Source organism: Pseudomonas sp. S60 (genome assembly GCF_016647865.1).
GTDB classification, from domain to species: Bacteria; Pseudomonadota; Gammaproteobacteria; order Pseudomonadales; family Pseudomonadaceae; genus Aquipseudomonas; species Aquipseudomonas parafulva.
This window is the reverse complement of the sequence record NZ_JACVVH010000050.1, coordinates 20,280-36,665: the sequence shown is the minus strand read 5'-3', so window position 1 is coordinate 36,665 and position 16,386 is coordinate 20,280. Positions and strand designations below refer to the sequence as shown.

The 16,386-nt window shown below is 63.4% G+C and carries 16 protein-coding genes and 1 pseudogene; 9 read left to right on the top strand and 8 right to left on the bottom strand.

From position 1 onward, the window contains the following. Positions 1-154: 154 nt before the first annotated feature. From IAE33_RS20730 to IAE33_RS20720, 3 genes are all read right to left on the bottom strand, one after another. Positions 155-985 (bottom strand): ATPase, encoded by an 831-nt coding sequence (locus IAE33_RS20730; RefSeq protein WP_201164891.1) that lies wholly within the window; start codon positions 983-985, stop codon positions 155-157. Between the two features lie 85 nt (positions 986-1,070). Then, positions 1,071-2,066, bottom strand: a complete 996-nt coding sequence (locus tag IAE33_RS20725) for an NAD-dependent epimerase/dehydratase family protein (protein ID WP_201164890.1) — start codon at positions 2,064-2,066, stop codon at positions 1,071-1,073. Between the two features lie 49 nt (positions 2,067-2,115). Continuing rightward, positions 2,116-3,006 (bottom strand): LysR family transcriptional regulator ArgP, encoded by an 891-nt coding sequence (locus IAE33_RS20720; RefSeq protein ID WP_201164889.1) that lies wholly within the window; start codon positions 3,004-3,006, stop codon positions 2,116-2,118. A 90-nt stretch (positions 3,007-3,096) separates the two neighbouring features. Between IAE33_RS20720 and IAE33_RS20715 the strand changes: the two genes are divergently transcribed. From IAE33_RS20715 to IAE33_RS20675, 9 genes are all read left to right on the top strand, one after another. Continuing rightward, entirely contained in the window at positions 3,097-3,696 is a 600-nt protein-coding gene (locus IAE33_RS20715; RefSeq protein ID WP_060482486.1) for a LysE/ArgO family amino acid transporter, read from the top strand. Positions 3,697-3,950: 254 nt separating this feature from the next. Next, positions 3,951-4,547, top strand: a complete 597-nt coding sequence (locus tag IAE33_RS20710; RefSeq protein ID WP_028635149.1) for a superoxide dismutase — start codon at positions 3,951-3,953, stop codon at positions 4,545-4,547. Positions 4,548-4,786: 239 nt separating this feature from the next. After that, complete coding sequence (locus tag IAE33_RS20705) at positions 4,787-6,841, top strand: putative bifunctional diguanylate cyclase/phosphodiesterase (protein WP_201164888.1); 2,055 nt, start codon at positions 4,787-4,789, stop codon at positions 6,839-6,841. A gap of 152 nt (positions 6,842-6,993) precedes the next feature. Continuing rightward, positions 6,994-8,331 carry an imelysin family protein gene (locus IAE33_RS20700; RefSeq protein WP_028635151.1) on the top strand — a complete coding sequence of 446 codons (1,338 nt, stop codon included), beginning with the start codon at positions 6,994-6,996 and terminating at the stop codon, positions 8,329-8,331. Positions 8,332-8,469: 138 nt separating this feature from the next. Next, positions 8,470-8,952, top strand: a complete 483-nt coding sequence (locus IAE33_RS20695) for a hypothetical protein (protein ID WP_201164887.1) — start codon at positions 8,470-8,472, stop codon at positions 8,950-8,952. Between the two features lie 14 nt (positions 8,953-8,966). Then, on the top strand, positions 8,967-9,353 hold the full coding sequence (locus tag IAE33_RS20690; RefSeq protein ID WP_028635153.1) for a hypothetical protein: 387 nt from the start codon (positions 8,967-8,969) through the stop codon (positions 9,351-9,353). A 106-nt stretch (positions 9,354-9,459) separates the two neighbouring features. Further along, positions 9,460-10,887 (top strand): di-heme oxidoreductase family protein, encoded by a 1,428-nt coding sequence (locus tag IAE33_RS20685; protein WP_201164886.1) that lies wholly within the window; start codon positions 9,460-9,462, stop codon positions 10,885-10,887. A 19-nt stretch (positions 10,888-10,906) separates the two neighbouring features. Beyond that, a complete protein-coding gene (locus IAE33_RS20680; protein WP_028635155.1) occupies positions 10,907-11,971 on the top strand; it encodes an imelysin family protein in 1,065 nt (354 codons plus the stop codon). Positions 11,972-11,973: 2 nt separating this feature from the next. Then, positions 11,974-13,071 (top strand): DUF1513 domain-containing protein, encoded by a 1,098-nt coding sequence (locus IAE33_RS20675; protein ID WP_201164885.1) that lies wholly within the window; start codon positions 11,974-11,976, stop codon positions 13,069-13,071. Between the two features lie 58 nt (positions 13,072-13,129). Here the strand turns inward: IAE33_RS20675 and IAE33_RS20670 are convergent, their stop codons facing one another. The 5 genes and pseudogenes from IAE33_RS20670 to colR all read right to left on the bottom strand — a co-directional run bounded on the left by IAE33_RS20670 (position 13,130) and on the right by colR (position 16,258). Next, on the bottom strand, positions 13,130-13,360 hold the full coding sequence (locus IAE33_RS20670; protein WP_201164884.1) for a hypothetical protein: 231 nt from the start codon (positions 13,358-13,360) through the stop codon (positions 13,130-13,132). Beyond that, positions 13,357-13,497, bottom strand: a pseudogene (locus IAE33_RS20665) (lipopolysaccharide kinase InaA family protein); the annotation flags it as partial. The gene IAE33_RS20670 and the pseudogene IAE33_RS20665, both read right to left, overlap by 4 nt. Then, complete coding sequence (locus IAE33_RS20660) at positions 13,490-14,170, bottom strand: class I SAM-dependent methyltransferase (protein WP_201164883.1); 681 nt, start codon at positions 14,168-14,170, stop codon at positions 13,490-13,492. The pseudogene IAE33_RS20665 and the gene IAE33_RS20660, both read right to left, overlap by 8 nt. A gap of 107 nt (positions 14,171-14,277) precedes the next feature. Then, complete coding sequence (locus IAE33_RS20655) at positions 14,278-15,585, bottom strand: sensor histidine kinase (protein ID WP_201164882.1); 1,308 nt, start codon at positions 15,583-15,585, stop codon at positions 14,278-14,280. After that, positions 15,575-16,258, bottom strand: coding sequence for a two-component system response regulator ColR (gene colR / locus IAE33_RS20650; protein WP_023534349.1), 684 nt, complete (start codon positions 16,256-16,258; stop codon positions 15,575-15,577). Before colR ends, IAE33_RS20655 begins: the two co-directional genes overlap by 11 nt. Positions 16,259-16,386 lie beyond the last annotated feature (128 nt).

Here is a 16,386-nt window from a genome sequence, read left to right as displayed (position 1 = left end):
CAGCCCATCGCGACCTGCGGTCGCTCCTACAGGGGACGTACATATTCCCCCCGTAGGAGCTAGCGAAGCTCGCGATGGGGTGCGCAGCGCCCCCAACACTTTATGATCGAACCCGAAACCGCTGGAGCTGCGTTGCAGCCCGTCGCGATCGCCCCTACCGGGGGGTAGCGTTGATTTGCTGTTGAAGGTTCTGCAACTGGCTTTGCACGTTGTTGAAATTGCGGGTCATCTGGCCACGGAATGCATCGAACTCCTGTACCGAAGCCCCACTGCCCGCGCTTGAATTCGCGCGGCCGTCCAGCTGGCTCTTGAGCACCAGTACATCCTGCTCAAGGCTCTCGATGGCGGCTTTCGGGTTGCCTTGCTTCTTGAGCGCCGCAACCTCGTCACTCAAGCTCTTGAGTTGCCCATCGACCTTGCCGCCATCCAGCTGCCCGGACTTCAACGCCGCCAGCTCGCCGTTCACCGCCTTGAGTTGCGCCTGCAACTGGGTTTGCAGCTCACTTACCGCCTTTTGCTGCTCACGGGTATCGGCCAGCACCTGCTCCAGGCGCTTGCCCAGGTCACCTGCCTGGCCCGCCACACCCTGCTGCTGTTTACCCTGTTCGGCAAGGCTTGCCTGCAATTGACGAATCTGCAGCTTCAGCGCCTCGCTGCCGCTGGAGCTGGAAGACTCACTGGCCTCGACCTTGCCACTGATGGCTTGCAAGCGCCCAGCAGCCTCTTCGCTGATACGGGCAAAGCTTTCCTGGGTAGCCACCAGTTGCTGCTCCATCAGCGAGATCTGCTGGAAACTCCACCAGCCCAGGCAACCCAACGCAATGAACGCAGCCCCCAGCAACGCCCACAGCGGCGCGTTGCTCGCAGGCTTCGCGGCCTTTTGGCGGCTGCGTGAAACATGTGCTGGCAGCAGTTCATCATCATCCGGCGTGCCGGCACGCAAAGGGGGCACATCATCGAAATCGTCGTGAGCATCGTTGCGCATGGGGCTTCAACCAAACAGATAGCAAAGAGACAGAAGTATAAACCGCTCGCACGGCGCTCTGATGACCATCATCACAGCGCCCGGTTCACTGGCCGGGCGGCTGATGCTTCCACCAGGTGCAGAATTCATCCAATGCCGTCCACAGGCTCACCCTGGGCTGGTAATCCAGGTACTGGCGGGCGCGGCTGATGTCCAGGGTGAAATCACGGCTCATCACCTGCATGCCCAGTCGCGACAGCGTGGGTTGCGGGCGCCCGGGCCAGAGCAGGCAAGCAGCCTCGTTCAACGCGGCCATGCTGTAGGCCAGCCCGTAGCTGCGGTAGCGCGTCACCGGCGGTAATTGCATCTGGCGCATCACGTAGTTGACCACGTCCCACAGCGGCAGCGGGTGGCCATTGCTGATGTTGTAAGCTTGGCCCAGCGCCCGGCCATCGGCAAACAGCGCGCTCAACAATGCCTCGTTGAGGTTGTGCACGCTGGTGAAGTCCACCTTGTTCAGGCCATTGCCGATAATGGCGACGCGGCCCTTGCGCTGCATCTGCATCAGCCGTGGGAAAATACTGGCATCACCTGCGCCGGTGACAAAGCGCGGCCGCAGCGCCAGCACCTCCAGGCCAAACTCCTGCGCGCCGAACACCTTTTGTTCGGCCAGGTACTTGGTGCGCCCGTAGTGATCATGGAAGCGTCGCGGGACCTGGTCTTCACGGATGTCCAGGCGCGAGCGGCCATTGAAATAGATCGACGGAGACGACAGGTGCACCAGGCGCCGCACATGTTCCTTCAGGCAGCCCTCGACCACGTTTTCGGTCACCACCACGTTGCCCTGGTGGAAGTCCTGGTAACGCCCCCAGTTACCCACCGCGCCGGCGCAGTGCACCACAGCCTCCACGCCCTGGCACAGGCGGCGGGCAAGTTCGGCATCGCCCAGGTCGCCGGGGATGAACTGCGCACCCCGCCTGACCAGGTGCTCCACCCCTTCGGCGCGCCGGCCACTGACCCGTACGTCCAGGCCCTGCTCCAGGGCGTGGCGCGCGAAACGACCGCCGATGAAGCCACTCGCGCCAGTGACCAGAATTCGCATGTAACACTCCGTCTTGCCAGATTTCAGAAGCAACTGACGCCAGCCGCCGCTACAAGGGCACCAACCATTGCCGGGCGGTGTGCCGCAGGTGGTCAGTCAGTTGCGCGAGCAATTGCCCGCCCGTGCGCCAATGATGCCAGTACAGCGGCACATCAATGGGGGTATCCCGGCAAATTTCCACCAGTTGCCCAGCGGCCAGCTGCTCACGGGCCTGCAACTCAGGCACCAGCCCCCAGCCCAGGCCGGCCTCGGTCATGCGCAGAAAACCCTCCGACGATGGGCACAGGTGGTGCAGGAAACCGTCTTCGATACCCAGGGAAGCCAGGTACCGGTGCTGCAGGAAGTCATCGGGGCCGTAGACGATGGCCGGGGTGCGTGCCAGGCGGCCGGTGTCGAAACCCTGCGGGAAGTGTTGCGCAATGAACGCAGGGCTGGCCAGCGCACGGTAGCGCATGGCGCCCAATGCCAGGCTGCGGGCGCCGGCCACCGGGCGTTCACTGCCACACAGGCAGGCAGCCACCTCACCGGCGCGCATGCGTTTCAGGCCCACATCCTGGTCTTCCACCACCAGGTCGGTCAACACGTTGTGCCGGGCACAGAAGTCGCCGACCGCGCCGGCCCACCAGGTGGCAAGGCTGTCGGCATTGAGCGCGATGCGCAGGCGTTCCGGCACGCCGCCTTCGTCCAGCGCCGGCACCTCGCGCTGAAGGTCACGCTCCAGCAGGCGCACCTGCTGCACGTGGTTCAGCAACTGGCGGCCGACCTCGGTCGGGCTGGGCGGTGCAGCGCGCACCAATACTGGCTGCCCCACCCGCGCCTCCAGCAGCTTGATGCGCTGGGACACCGCAGACTGCGACAACCCAAGCACGCTGGCTGCGCGCTCGAACCCGCCCTGTTCGATCACCGCAGCCAGCGCGGCCAGCAGCTTGTAGTCGAACATCGATTTTCCTAATGAGTGATGAGCTTTATTGGTTTTTCTTATACAGCGTCGCAAATCACAATAGCCAGCATCTTTTACGGAGTAATCACCATGTGGCAAAGCTACCTCAACGGCATGCTGGTGGCCTTCGGCCTGATCATGGCCATTGGCGCGCAGAATGCATTCGTCCTGGCACAAAGCCTGCGCCGCGAACACCACCTGCCAGTGGCCGCGCTGTGCATTGTCTGCGACGCACTGCTGGTGGCCGCCGGGGTATTCGGCCTGGCGACGGTGCTGGCGCATAACCCGACCTTGCTGGCCGTCGCCCGCTGGGGTGGTGCGCTGTTCCTGTTGTGGTACGGGGCCAAGGCACTGCGCAGCGCCTGCTCGAAACAGAGCCTGCAGCACCAGCAGGGCCAGGGCATGCGCTCACGTCGCGCTGTACTGCTCAGTGCCCTGGCGGTCACCCTGCTGAACCCTCACGTTTACCTGGACACCGTGTTGCTGATCGGCTCACTGGGCGCACAGCAGGCCGCCCCCGGCGCCTATGTCGCCGGGGCAGCCAGCGCATCACTGCTGTGGTTTTCGACCTTGGCCGTAGGCGCGGCCTGGCTGGCGCCGTGGCTGGCGCGGCCGGCCACCTGGCGCATGCTCGACCTGATGGTGGCGGTGATGATGTTCGCAGTGGCCGCACAGTTGATCTTCAGCTGATTTCCACGGCCCTGTTGCCGGCAAGCCCAGCCCATATGCGTGTGGGCTTGCCAGCGGCAGGCTCACCGCTGGTCGCCAGCCGGCGACCGCCCAGGAACCTCTTATCCCTATGTTTGTTGCGTGGTTATGCGCCAGGGCTGGTGCTATGATCCAGCCCTTGCGTCGCAAAGAGTACAAACTCGCCGACGCTCATAGGGCCGCCCGTGATCGGCCCTGCGCAAACCGCGAACTAGACCTGAATCAGGAGATCCACCATGGCTTTTGAATTGCCGCCGCTGCCTTACGCCCATGATGCCCTGCAGCCGCACATCTCCAAGGAAACCCTGGAGTATCACCACGACAAGCACCACAACACCTATGTCGTGAACCTGAACAATCTGGTCCCAGGCACCGAATTCGAAGGCAAGACCCTGGAAGAGATCGTCAAGAGCTCTTCGGGCGGCATCTTCAACAACGCCGCGCAGGTCTGGAACCACACCTTCTACTGGAACTGCCTGTCGCCAAACGGTGGCGGCCAGCCAACCGGTGCTCTGGCCGAGGCCATCAATACCGCTTTCGGTTCCTTCGACAAGTTCAAGGAAGAGTTCACCAAGACGTCGGTTGGCACCTTCGGTTCCGGCTGGGGCTGGCTGGTCAAGAAAGCTGACGGCTCCCTGGCCCTGGCCAGCACCATCGGCGCCGGCTGCCCGCTGACCAGCGGCGACACCCCGCTGCTGACCTGCGACGTATGGGAACACGCCTACTACATCGACTACCGCAACCTGCGTCCCAAGTACGTCGAGGCGTTCTGGAACCTGGTCAACTGGGCATTCGTTGCCGAGCAGTTCGAAGGTAAAACCTTCAAGGCCTGAGCCCCTCAGCCTTGAACAAGAAACCCGGCCCTGCGCCGGGTTTTTTCATGCCGGCTGCAACGCAGGGTTGTGCTTGCTCAGGCCGTATTGCACGCTAACATCAAACCACCGGATTATTGATACAGCGCATTCAAGTTGCAGGGTCTGGCAACCGATACACTGCTCGTGGCCACGCGGTAGTGTATGGTCATCGTTGATGGCAAAATGATGCCATTCGCATGAATTAAGGATAACCTCCATTGAAGCTGGAATTGCGGAACAGCTTGTCGGTCAAGTTGCTCAGGGTCGTGCTGCTGTCGGCGCTAGCGGTCGGCGTCGTGCTCAGTTGCGCGCAGATCGTCTACGACACCTACAAGACCCGCCAGGCCGTCAACAATGATGCCCAGCGCATCCTCGACATGTTCCGCGACCCCTCCACCCAGGCGGTGTACAGCCTTGACCGGGAGATGGGCATGCAGGTCATGGAGGGGCTGTTCCAGGACGAGTCCGTGCGCATGGCCTCCATCGGCCACCCCAATGAAACCATGCTGGCAGAAAAGTCCCGCCCCCTGCGGGACACGCCCATGCGCTGGCTGACCGACCTGATTCTTGGCCAGGAGCGCACCTACACCACGCAACTGGTCGGCCGCGGCCCCTACAGCGAATACTACGGCGACCTGAACATCACCCTCGATACCTCGTCGTATGGCCGGGACTTCCTGCTCAACGCCGTGATCATCTTCATCTCGGGGGTACTGCGCGCACTGGCCATGGGGCTGGTGCTGTACCTGGTCTACCACTGGCTGCTGACCAAGCCACTGTCGAAGATCATCGAGCACCTCACCCAGATCAACCCCGACCGCCCAAGCCAGCACCAGATCCCGCTGCTCAAGGGGCATGAAAAGAACGAACTGGGGCTGTGGGTGAACACCGCCAACCAGTTACTGGCGTCGATCGAACGCAATACCCACCTGCGCCATGAGGCAGAAAACAGCCTGCAACGCATGGCCCAGTACGACTTCCTCACCGGCCTGCCCAACCGCCAGCAGTTGCAACAGCAGTTGGACAAGATCCTGGTCGATGGCGGGCGCCTGCAACACCGGGTAGCCGTGTTGTGCGTGGGGCTGGACGATTTCAAGGGCATCAACGAGCAGTTCAGCTACCAGGTGGGCGACCAGTTGCTGCTGGCCCTGGCTGACCGCCTGCGCGCCCACAGCGGCCGCCTGGGCGCCCTCGCCCGCCTGGGCGGTGACCAGTTCGCCCTGGTACAGGCCAACATCGAGCAGCCCTACGAAGCGGCCGAACTGGCGCAGAGCATCCTGGACGACCTCGAAGTGCCGTTCGACCTCGATCACCATCAGCAGATCCGCCTGCGGGCCACCATCGGCATCACCCTGTTCCCGGAAGACGGCGACAGCACCGAGAAGCTGCTGCAAAAAGCCGAACAGACCATGACCCTGGCCAAGGCCCGTTCACGCAGCCGTTACCAGTTCTACATCGCCAGCGTCGACAGCGAGATGCGCCGGCGCCGCGAACTGGAGAAGGACCTGCGCGAGGCCCTGCCCCGCAACCAGCTGTACCTGGTGTACCAGCCGCAGATCAGCTACCGCGACCACCGCGTGGTCGGTGTCGAGGCCCTGCTGCGCTGGCAGCACCCGGAACTGGGCATGGTGCCGCCGGACCAGTTCATCCCGCTGGCCGAGCAAAATGGCAGCATCATCGGCATTGGCGAATGGGTGCTCGACCAGGCCTGCCGCCAACTGCGCGAATGGCATGACCTGGGCTTCGGCGACCTGCGCATGGCGGTAAACCTGTCCACCGTGCAGTTGCACCACAGCGAGCTGCCCAGGGTTGTCAACAACCTGCTACAGGCCTACCGCCTGCCGCCGCGCAGCCTGGAGCTCGAAGTGACCGAGACCGGCCTGATGGAAGACATCAGCACCGCCGCCCAACACCTGCTCAGCCTGCGCCGCTCAGGGGCGCTGATCGCCATCGACGATTTCGGCACGGGCTACTCGTCGCTCAGTTACCTGAAATCCCTGCCGCTGGACAAGATCAAGATCGACAAGAGCTTCGTTCAGGACCTGCTGGACGACGATGACGACGCCACTATCGTGCGGGCCATCATCCAGCTGGGCAAGAGCCTGGGCATGCAGGTCATTGCCGAAGGGGTGGAAACCGCCGAGCAGGAGACCTACATCGTGGCGCAGGGCTGCCACGAGGGCCAGGGCTACCACTACAGCAAGCCGCTGTCGGCCCGCGAGTTGACCAACTTCCTCAAACAGGCTCAGCGCAACCAGCTATCGGTGCTCTGAGCCTGCCGGTTACACCCCATGACCCACATTTACATGAATTGCGCGCTTGGCCCTTTACAGCAAATGCAAATCTTTCGCATGATGTTGCGGTTTCGCGTGCCACGGCGCACGGCCCACCCACTGGTCCAACCACACGACGCAGGAAACCAATAATGATTCGAATGCCTCTGGCCTCTGCCAGTCTGCTGGCCATTGCCATCGCTCTCGCCGGTTGCGGTGAAGGCAAGGACAACAAGGCCGCCGCGCCGCAAGCCCAGGCACCCGCGGCCGCCACCCCTTCTGCCAGTGCGCCAGGGGCTGTCGACGAAGCCGCCGGCAAGGCCGTGGTCAAGCACTACGCCGAACTGGTGTACGCCGTGTACAGCGACTCGCTGAGCACCGCCAAGACCTTGCAGGGCGCCGTGGACGCATTCCTGGCCAACCCGAACGATGACACCCTCAAGGCCGCCAAGGATGCCTGGGTTGCATCGCGCGTCCCTTACCTGCAAAGCGAAGCCTTCCGCTTCGGCAACACCATCATCGACGACTGGGAAGGCCAGGTGAACGCCTGGCCCCTGGACGAAGGCCTGATCGACTACGTCGACAAGAGCTACGAGCATGCCCTGGGTAACCCGGCTGCCAGTGCCAACATCATCGCCAACACTGAAATCCAGGTGGGCGAAGAGAAGATCGACGTCAAGGACATCACCCCCGAGAAGCTGGCCAGCCTCAACGAGCTGGGCGGCTCCGAAGCCAACGTTGCCACCGGTTACCACGCCATCGAGTTCCTGCTCTGGGGCCAGGACCTGAACGGGACCGGCCCGGGCGCCGGCAACCGCCCGGCTTCCGACTACCTGGAAGGCCAGGGCGCTACCGGCGGCCACAACGAGCGCCGCCGCGCGTACCTCAAGGCAGTCACCGACCTGCTGGTCACCGACCTTGAAGAAATGGTCGGCAACTGGGCACCGAACGTGGCCGACAACTACCGCGCCAAGCTTGAGGCAGAGCCCGCCAACGACGGCCTGCGCAAGATGCTGTTCGGCATGGGCAGCCTGTCGCTGGGTGAACTGGCAGGCGAGCGCATGAAGGTTTCGCTGGAAGCCAACTCGCCGGAAGACGAGCATGACTGCTTCAGCGACAACACCCACTACTCGCACTTCTACGACGCCAAGGGCATCCGTAATGTCTACTTGGGCGAGTACACCCGCCCGGACGGCACCAAGGTCACCGGCCCGAGCCTGTCGTCGCTGGTCGCCAAGGTCGACCCGGCAACCGACGCCACCCTCAAGGCCGACCTGGAAGCCACCGAAGCCAAGATCCAGGTCATTGTCGACCACGCCCTCAAGGGCGAGCACTATGACCAGCTGATCGCTGCCGACAATACCGCCGGCAACCAGATCGTGCGTGACGCCATCGCTGCCCTGGTCAAGCAGACCGGCGCCATCGAGCAGGCTGCAGGCAAGCTGGGCATCGCCAACCTGAACCCGGACACCGCTGACCACGAATTCTGACCCGGTAACAGTGCTTCACCGCTACGCCCGGCCATGTGCCGGGCGTTTTCGTTGGCGGCGGCAATGCTTCCCGATGCCTGCCACGGCGGCGAGGGCCCATGCTGCACAAGGTCCACGACTCGCCAACTAGGAGGCACTGTGCTGCAGATTCTCGATGTCTGGGGGGAAGGCCGCATCGTTCAGCGCGTTCAAGGCAAAGACCTGACAACCGGGTTCCTTAACGCCTACAACCTCAACAAGGCAGGCCAGCGCATCTCCAACGGCCTGTTTGCCGGCAAGCCCATCCCCAACCTCATTCTGGTCTACGAATACGACGCCCCCAGGTTTCCCATCGACGACCATAGCGTGCCCCATGTGACCCTGATGGGCGCACCGATCACACACGCCGTAGCAGAGGAGATGTGTCGCGTGGTCGCACGGCCCGGCAAGATCTACCTCTACGACCCCAATGAAACCGACCGGCGAATGTTCGAAGCCGTGGCCTTCACCCTCGGCCTGCAGCCCATGGGGCGCTATGCACCCGCCGAGCTGGCCCCACCTTTCAACGAAATCACCCTACTTGCCGCGTACGTCTACCGCGCCCCCGAACCGCCCCTGCCACGCCCCAACCCAAAACCGTAGAAGGAAAACGCCTCATGGCCAGCGTCACCTACCTGCGCTCCATCGCCAACAACACCCCCTACACCCTTACCCTGATCGACGGTGAAAACCGCAGCCAGAGCCTTGCCATCGGCGCCCAGCACGTCTGGAACGGTGCCCTTGCCGTGCCCTGGGTCGGTAACACCGATGAAAACCACAAGGCCTTGCGGTTGATCCTCGGCCCCGCTGCCGAAACCAGTGTGTGGGTATTCCAGGACTACTGGCAGCCGGCCCACAAGGATGCAATCAAGTGCATCAGCGCAGCCGCCATGGACTACTCGAGCAACGACATCATCGAAATCGCCGGCGACAACCGCAATGGCGGCAACAAGAACCTGATCGTCAGCCTGGTGAGCAGGCAGTTCCAGCTGTTCATGGCCTGACCGGCTGAACAAGGATTTCATCGAGCAAACGCAAATTGCTCTTATTCAATGATCCTGGGCCTGATAAGCTTGCACGCCGGTTTTTCGCTCAAGCCCAGGATCTTGCATGTCCTTGTCGCTGTTCCGTTGCGCCCCTTTGCTGCTGGCCTTTGCCCTTGCCGCCTGTGACGACGCCCCGCGTTTCACCCAGGCCGAGCCCGGCGAAGCGCTGTCGGGTGGCAAGACGACCGTACTGCGCAGTGACCGCAATGCCTACTCCATGCCTGCGGCCAACCTGTCCCGTGAGCGGCGGCTGGACTTTGCCGTGGGCAACAGCTTCTTCCGCAACCCTTGGGTCATCGCGCCGTCCACCACCACCGCACGCGACGGTCTGGGCCCGCTGTTCAACACCAACGCCTGCCAGAACTGCCACGTTCGCGACGGCCGCGGTCGCCCACCGGAGCCGGACGCCAGCAACGCGGTCGGCATGCTGGTGCGCCTGTCGATCCCCGACCAGCCCTACCTTGCCGAAGTGGTCGAGCGCCTGGGCGTAGTGCCAGAGCCGGTCTATGGCACCCAGTTGCAGGACATGGCGATCCCCGGGGTAGCCCCTGAGGGTAAAGTGCGGGTCACCTATACCACCAGCACCGTGACGTTCAAGGACGGCCATCAGGTTGAGCTGCGCAAGCCGACCTTGCAGATCACCCAGCTCGGCTACGGCGTGATGCACCCCGATACGCGGTTCTCCGCCCGGGTAGCCCCGCCCATGATCGGCCTCGGCCTGCTGGAAGCGATTCCCGAGGCCGACCTGCTGGCCAATGAAGACCCCGATGATCGCGACCGCAACGGCATCCGTGGGCGGGCCAACCGGGTCTGGGACGACGCCCAGGGCAAGACCGTGATCGGCCGCTTTGGCTGGAAGGCCGGCCAGCCCAACGTCAACCAGCAAAACGTGCATGCCTTCGCCGGTGACATGGGCCTGACCACTACCCTGCTGCCCCACGACGATTGCACGCCAACCCAGATCGACTGCCTGGCGGCGCCCAACGGTGATGGCGCCGACGGTGAGAAGGAGGTCAGCGACAACATCCTGCGCCTGGTCACCTTCTATGCCCGTAACCTGGCCGTCCCGGCACGCCGTGACGTGGGTTCGCCAGCGGTGCTGGCGGGCAAGAACCTGTTCTTCCAGGCGGGTTGCCAGGGGTGTCACACCCCGCAGTTCACCACCGCCGCCGACGCCGCCGAGCCTGAGCTGGCCAACCAGGTGATCCGCCCCTACAGCGACCTTCTGTTGCATGACATGGGCCCGGGCCTGGCCGATGAGCGAACCGAGTTCGCCGCAAATGGCCAGGACTGGCGTACCCCGCCGTTGTGGGGCGTTGGCCTGAGTGAAACCGTCACCGGCCACAGCCAGTTCCTGCATGACGGGCGTGCCCGCAACCTGCTCGAGGCGGTGCTATGGCACGGCGGCGAAGCCCAGGCCGCCCGCGATTTCGTACTTGCTTTCGATGCCGACCAGCGCGCTGCGCTGCTGGCGTTTCTGAATTCCCTTTAAACGCGCATAGGAGCCGGGCATGTTCCGACCCAAACTGTTGTTCACAAGCCTCGCCGCAATCGCTCTGGGCGCCTGCTCCCCGCAGGACCCGCAGGCCGTCACCTCTGCTGCAATCGCCAAGCAGGTGATCCTGCCCACCTACAGCCGCTGGGTTGAAGCCGACCGTACCCTGGCTGCCAGTGCCCTTGCCTACTGCGAAGGCAAGGAAACACTGGAAAAGGCCCGGGCCGACTTCCTCGATGCGCAAAAGGCCTGGGCCGAACTGCAGCCGCTGCTGGTCGGCCCACTGGCCGAGGGCAACCGTGCGTGGCAGGTACAGTTCTGGCCAGACAAGAAGAACCTGGTCGGCCGCCAGGTCGAGCAACTGGTCAACGGCGACAAGCCCGTCGACGCAGCCACCCTGGGCAAGGCCAGTGTGGTGGTGCGCGGCCTGTCGGCCTATGAATACATCCTGTTCGACAGCAAGCCGGATGTGGCCAATGCCGAACAGAAAGCCCGCTACTGCCCGTTGCTGGTTGCCATTGCCGAGCACCAGAAGGCGCTGGCCGAGGAAATCCTCAAAGGCTGGAACAGCACCGATGGCATGCTCTCGCAGATGACCAAGTTCCCCAACCAGCGTTATGCCGACTCCCACGAGGCCATCGCCGACCTGCTGCGTGCCCAGGTCACGGCCCTGGACACGCTTAAAAAGAAACTCGGCGCCCCCATGGGCCGGCAGAGCAAGGGCATCGCCCAGCCACTGCAGGCCGAAGCCTGGCGCAGCCACAACTCCATGAACAGCCTGCAAGCCAGCCTCAAGGCCGCCCAGGCTGTTTGGGTGGGGGTCGACAACCAAGGGTTGCGCGGGCTGCTGCCAAGCGACCAGAAAGCCCTGGCAGGCAAAATCGACGATGCCTACGCCACCTCGCTCAAGCTGCTGGCCGACAACCAGAAAACCCTGGGCGAGCTGCTGGCCGACGACGCAGGCCAGCAGGCCCTCAACCAGATCTACGACAGCCTGAACGTCGTCCACCGCCTGCACGAAGGCGAGCTGGCCAAGGCGTTGAACATTCAGCTGGGCTTCAATGCCAACGACGGTGACTGATCATGCTGCGACGCCAGGCCCTCAAACTCGGTAGCGTTCTGCTCAGCGCCCTGACCTTGGGCGGGTGGAGCCTTTCGCGCCATAAAGGTAGCGAACCCCTGCTGCTCTCGGCGCGTGATGATGGCGACGGCAAGCACTATGCCGTCGGGTTTCGCCTGGACGGCACCCAGGTGTTCAGCACCCAGGTGGCCCAGCGTTGCCATGCCATTGTTCACCATCCCAAGCAGCCAGTTGCCTTGTTCGTTGCCCGGCGCCCTGGCACCGAAAGCTACCTGATCGACCTGCGCGATGGGCGCTTGCTGCAAACCGTGGCCTCTCAGCCCAACCGCCACTTCTATGGCCATGCCGTGGTGCACAAGGAGGGTGAATGGCTGTACGCCACCGAAAACGACACCACCGACCCAGGGCGTGGCGTGCTGGGTGTGTACCGCTTCGAAGGCGAGCGCCTGGTGCACACGGGTGAACTCAGCACCCATGGCATTGGCCCCCACGAGGTGGCCTGGCTACCGGACGGCGAGACCCTGGTGGTGGCCAACGGCGGCATTCGGACCGAGGCAGAAAGCCGGGTGGAGATGAACCTCGACGCCATGCAGCCGAGCCTGGTACTGATGCAGCGTGACGGTACCTTGCTGAGCAAGGAAACCTTGGCCCAGCAAATGAACAGCGTTCGCCACTTGGCGGTGGGCAGCGATGGCACCATTGCCGTCTGCCAGCAGTTCATGGGCGACGCCAACGAAACGGCCGAGTTGCTGGCGATCAAGCGCCCGGGCCAGCCATTCCAGGCTTTTCCGGTACCAGAGCGGCAACTGCAGGCCATGGCCCAGTACACCGCCAGCGTGGCCATCCACAGCGAACTGCGCCTGGTAGCGCTGACTGCGCCGCGGGCCAACCGCCTGTTCGTGTGGGACCTGGACAGCGGTGCGGTGCGCCTGGATGCCCCTATGCCGGATTGCGCAGGGGTCGGGGCGGTCGAGGACGGTTTCGTGGTGACTTCCGGGCAGGGACGCTGCCGCTTCTACGATTGCCGCAAGCCCGAGCCGCTGGCGCAGCCGATGAACCTGCCGTCGGGGTTCTGGGACAACCACCTGCACCTGGTCTAACAACGCCCTCACCCCTCAATGCCCCCTCGGCGGGGCAGGGTAAGCACAGGGCGCCGGCTCACCCAAACGGCCGCAACCCCTGGCGCATGCCGAACAGGAACAGCAACAGGTCGTGATCCGGCTGCACCTTCGCCGTCTGCGGCTTGATCAGCCGCGGCAATGCACATTGGTCGGCCATCTCGGCCTTGCTGAACACCACAAGCTTTGGCTGCTCCCAGGCAGCCACTGCGATGGTGGTCACCGCCAGGCCCGCTACCAGGAACAAAGCTCGAGCTATTTCTAGTTTCATTGCTCTAACCCTTTGACAGCGCTGCCAAACGCCACTTGGTAAAAGTAGAGCAACGTCTGCCATTCTGCATCGTTCAGCGACGAGTGGCGGCGCAATTGGCGCAGGTCGGTGGCCGCTGCCCGTTGGCAGCTACCCCTTGCGCAATACATACACGCGCCACATCGCATAGAACGGCAGGAAGTCGAGACGCTCCTGAATCCGGAACCCGGCAGCCTCGAATTCTGCTTCTACTGTTACAGCGGGTAACACAAAACGGTTCTGGTAGTTGTCCTGCGCGACTTCAGCGCTGCGACGACGCTCCAGTTTCTTGCGCCGCCAGGCCTTGAAATTACCGTCAACCCAGAGTGAAACGATCACGCTGTCACGCGTAACACGTTGAAACTCTTTGAGAATGACCTTTCTGTGAGATGCCTCGCCAATGTGGTGGAACAGCCGCATGCAAAAAATGCTGTCCACCGAATTGTCAGGCAGGTCAATCGCGAATGCTGATGTCTGCAAAGGCCGTACCCGCGCGACCACTTCAGGGGGCTGTGCCGCGCACGCAGTGTCGATCATCGCCTGGGAGTTATCCGCGCCGATGATGATTCGGTTGTTTTTTTCGGCCAGCAGCGGCCAGAAGCGCCCCGCCCCACAAGGCAAGTCCAGCACCAGGCCAGGCTCACCCGCCAGGGCCAGGGCACGGCGCGCCAGCTGCTCGTCGCGCTTGTGGGACAAGCGGCGGGCAAGGCCGTCCTGGTGCTTCAAGAAGTACTCGTGGGCGTGGGTCTTGTCGTACTTCTGGGAAAACTCGAGGTTGATGGGGCTACGCATCGGGCATCTCCTGATTCCAATGCCGCGAGCTTAGGCAGCCAAGCGTAGGAATCAGGTCATGCCGGTGTGAAAATTATGTCGTAGACCAATACCTTTCTTACAGGTTATTACGAAAGTACATCAGGGTCGCCTTTCGCCACCGTGCTGCTCAGGTCGACGTGGAATCGGCAGCCATGGGGCTGGGCCGAGGTCAGGGTCACATGCCAGCCTTGGTCGTCGCAGATCCGCTGCACCAGCGACAGCCCCAGCCCCAGCCCCTCGCCACGCCGCTCGTCGCCACGCACGAATGGTTTGAACATGGCTTCGCGCTGCTCTTCCGGTATACCCACGCCGCTGTCTTCAACGGTGAACCCGCTGGCTTCGAGGGTAAGGCGAATGTACCCGCCGTCGGTGTAGTGCGCCGCATTACGCAACAGGTTGCCCATCACCGATTGCAGGAAGGTGGCGTTGTACAGCACCGGGCCGGCACTGCTGCGGCCTTCGTAGTGCAGGGTCAGGCCCTTCTGCTCGATGGTGTCGCGCCATACCCCGATCAGCTCGTCACCCACTTCGCGCAGGGTCGCCCTGGATGCCACCGCGCCTTCGTCGCGCTGGGCACGGGCCAGCATCAGGAAGGTCTTGACCAGTTCGCGCATTTCTTCGGTGGCCCGGGCCACGCGCTCGACCTGGCTGCGCGAGCGGGCATCGAGCGCCGGGTTCTCCATCAGCAGTTCGCACGAGGACGCCAGCACCATCAAGGGGGTACGCAACTCATGGCTGACGTCACTGGTAAACAGCCGTTCACGGGTCAGCGCATCGCGCAGGCGGCCAAGGGTGTCATCGAACGCCACCGCCAGTTGGCCCACCTCGTCGGCGGCGTAGTCTGGCGCCAGCGGCGGTGCCAACCCCAGCAACTGGTCCCGGTGGCGTACCTGGCGGGCCAGGCGGATCACGGGCGCCATCACCCGACGGGCCAGCAACCAGCCCAGTATCACCGCAAGTACGAGGCTGAGCACGAAGCCCACCACCACCACCGCGAACAGCACCCGCTCGCGCTCCTCGAAGTCGCTCTGGTCCTGCAACAGCACATAGCGGCGGCCGTCGACTATCTCGACCATGGCGTGATAGGACAACTGGTCGCGAAACACCTCGTGGAAACCACGGTCCAGGTGGCGCAGGTCCTTGGGCAGCTCGAAGTCGTCACGCCCGCCGCTGAAATAGAACAGCTGGTCAGGCCTGGGCCGGTGGCTCCAGTCACTGACACTGTCCATGCGCAGCAGGCGCTGCAGGTCGCCCCCCAGCACCGAAGAAATCAGCCGCTCCTCCACCAGGTGCACGGTGGAGACGATACCGAAGGCGAACGCCCCGGCCACCAGCGCGCTCATCAGCGCGAAGGCGATGATGATGCGTTGGGCAAGGCTTTGCTTAAACTCCATCGCGGCCCTCGGCGAGGCGATAGCCGACGCCATGGACGGTATGCAGCAGGGGTTTCTCGAAAGGCTTGTCGATCACCTGGCGCAGCTGGTGCACGTGGCTGCGCAGGCTGTCACTGTCGGGGCAATCGTCCCCCCACAGGGCTTCTTCCAGCACCTCACGGCGCAGCACATGGGGGCTTTTCTGCATGAGTACAGCGAGCAGTTTCAGGCCCACCGGGTTGAGCTTTAGCAAGCGGCCCTGGCGGCTGACTTCGAGGGTATCCAGGTCGTAGCTCAGGTCTGCCACTTGCAAGGTACGGCGCCCGCCACCCTGGGCCCGACGCAGCACGGCCTCGATGCGCGCCGACAATTCTGACAGCGCGAAAGGCTTGAGCAGATAGTCGTCAGCACCGGAGCGGAAGCCTTGCAGGCGGTCGTCCAGTTGGTCGCGGGCCGTGAGCATGATGACCGGCGTGTCGCGGCGGGCATCCTCACGCAGACGCTTGCACAGGGTATAGCCATCAATGCCAGGCAGCATGATGTCGAGCACGATCAGGTCATAGTGCTCGGTGGCGGCCAGGTGCAGGCCGGACAGCCCATCCTGGGCGCAGTCGACGGTGTAGCCCTTCATGCCCAGGTAATCGGCAAGGTTGGCCAGGATATCGCGGTTGTCTTCAACCAAAAGGATGCGCATTGGGGTCTCCTGTGCGGCGCTTCTCGCTGTGGTGCGCGGCAGGCGCAGCTTACGGCCTCTGATGCGGCGGTGCCACCCCCGGCGTACATTCAGGCTGCTTGACGGTTTTTTCACCGATCCTTCACGAA

Excerpts from the sequence above, each read along its gene's own strand:
- IAE33_RS20670 (WP_201164884.1), bottom strand. The coding sequence starts at position 13,360 with ATGAAACTAGAAATAGCTCGAGCTTTGTTCCTGGTAGCGGGCCTGGCG.
- IAE33_RS20730 (WP_201164891.1), bottom strand. The coding sequence starts at position 985 with ATGCGCAACGATGCTCACGACGATTTCGATGATGTGCCCCCTTTGCGT.
- IAE33_RS20725 (WP_201164890.1), bottom strand. The coding sequence starts at position 2,066 with ATGCGAATTCTGGTCACTGGCGCGAGTGGCTTCATCGGCGGTCGTTTC.
- IAE33_RS20675 (WP_201164885.1), top strand. The coding sequence starts at position 11,974 with ATGCTGCGACGCCAGGCCCTCAAACTCGGTAGCGTTCTGCTCAGCGCC.
- colR (WP_023534349.1), bottom strand. The coding sequence starts at position 16,258 with ATGCGCATCCTTTTGGTTGAAGACAACCGCGATATCCTGGCCAACCTT.
- IAE33_RS20660 (WP_201164883.1), bottom strand. The coding sequence starts at position 14,170 with ATGCGTAGCCCCATCAACCTCGAGTTTTCCCAGAAGTACGACAAGACC.
- IAE33_RS20685 (WP_201164886.1), top strand. The coding sequence starts at position 9,460 with ATGTCCTTGTCGCTGTTCCGTTGCGCCCCTTTGCTGCTGGCCTTTGCC.
- IAE33_RS20710 (WP_028635149.1), top strand. The coding sequence starts at position 3,951 with ATGGCTTTTGAATTGCCGCCGCTGCCTTACGCCCATGATGCCCTGCAG.
- IAE33_RS20715 (WP_060482486.1), top strand. The coding sequence starts at position 3,097 with ATGTGGCAAAGCTACCTCAACGGCATGCTGGTGGCCTTCGGCCTGATC.
- IAE33_RS20655 (WP_201164882.1), bottom strand. The coding sequence starts at position 15,585 with ATGGAGTTTAAGCAAAGCCTTGCCCAACGCATCATCATCGCCTTCGCG.
- IAE33_RS20680 (WP_028635155.1), top strand. The coding sequence starts at position 10,907 with ATGTTCCGACCCAAACTGTTGTTCACAAGCCTCGCCGCAATCGCTCTG.
- IAE33_RS20690 (WP_028635153.1), top strand. The coding sequence starts at position 8,967 with ATGGCCAGCGTCACCTACCTGCGCTCCATCGCCAACAACACCCCCTAC.
- IAE33_RS20720 (WP_201164889.1), bottom strand. The coding sequence starts at position 3,006 with ATGTTCGACTACAAGCTGCTGGCCGCGCTGGCTGCGGTGATCGAACAG.
- IAE33_RS20700 (WP_028635151.1), top strand. The coding sequence starts at position 6,994 with ATGATTCGAATGCCTCTGGCCTCTGCCAGTCTGCTGGCCATTGCCATC.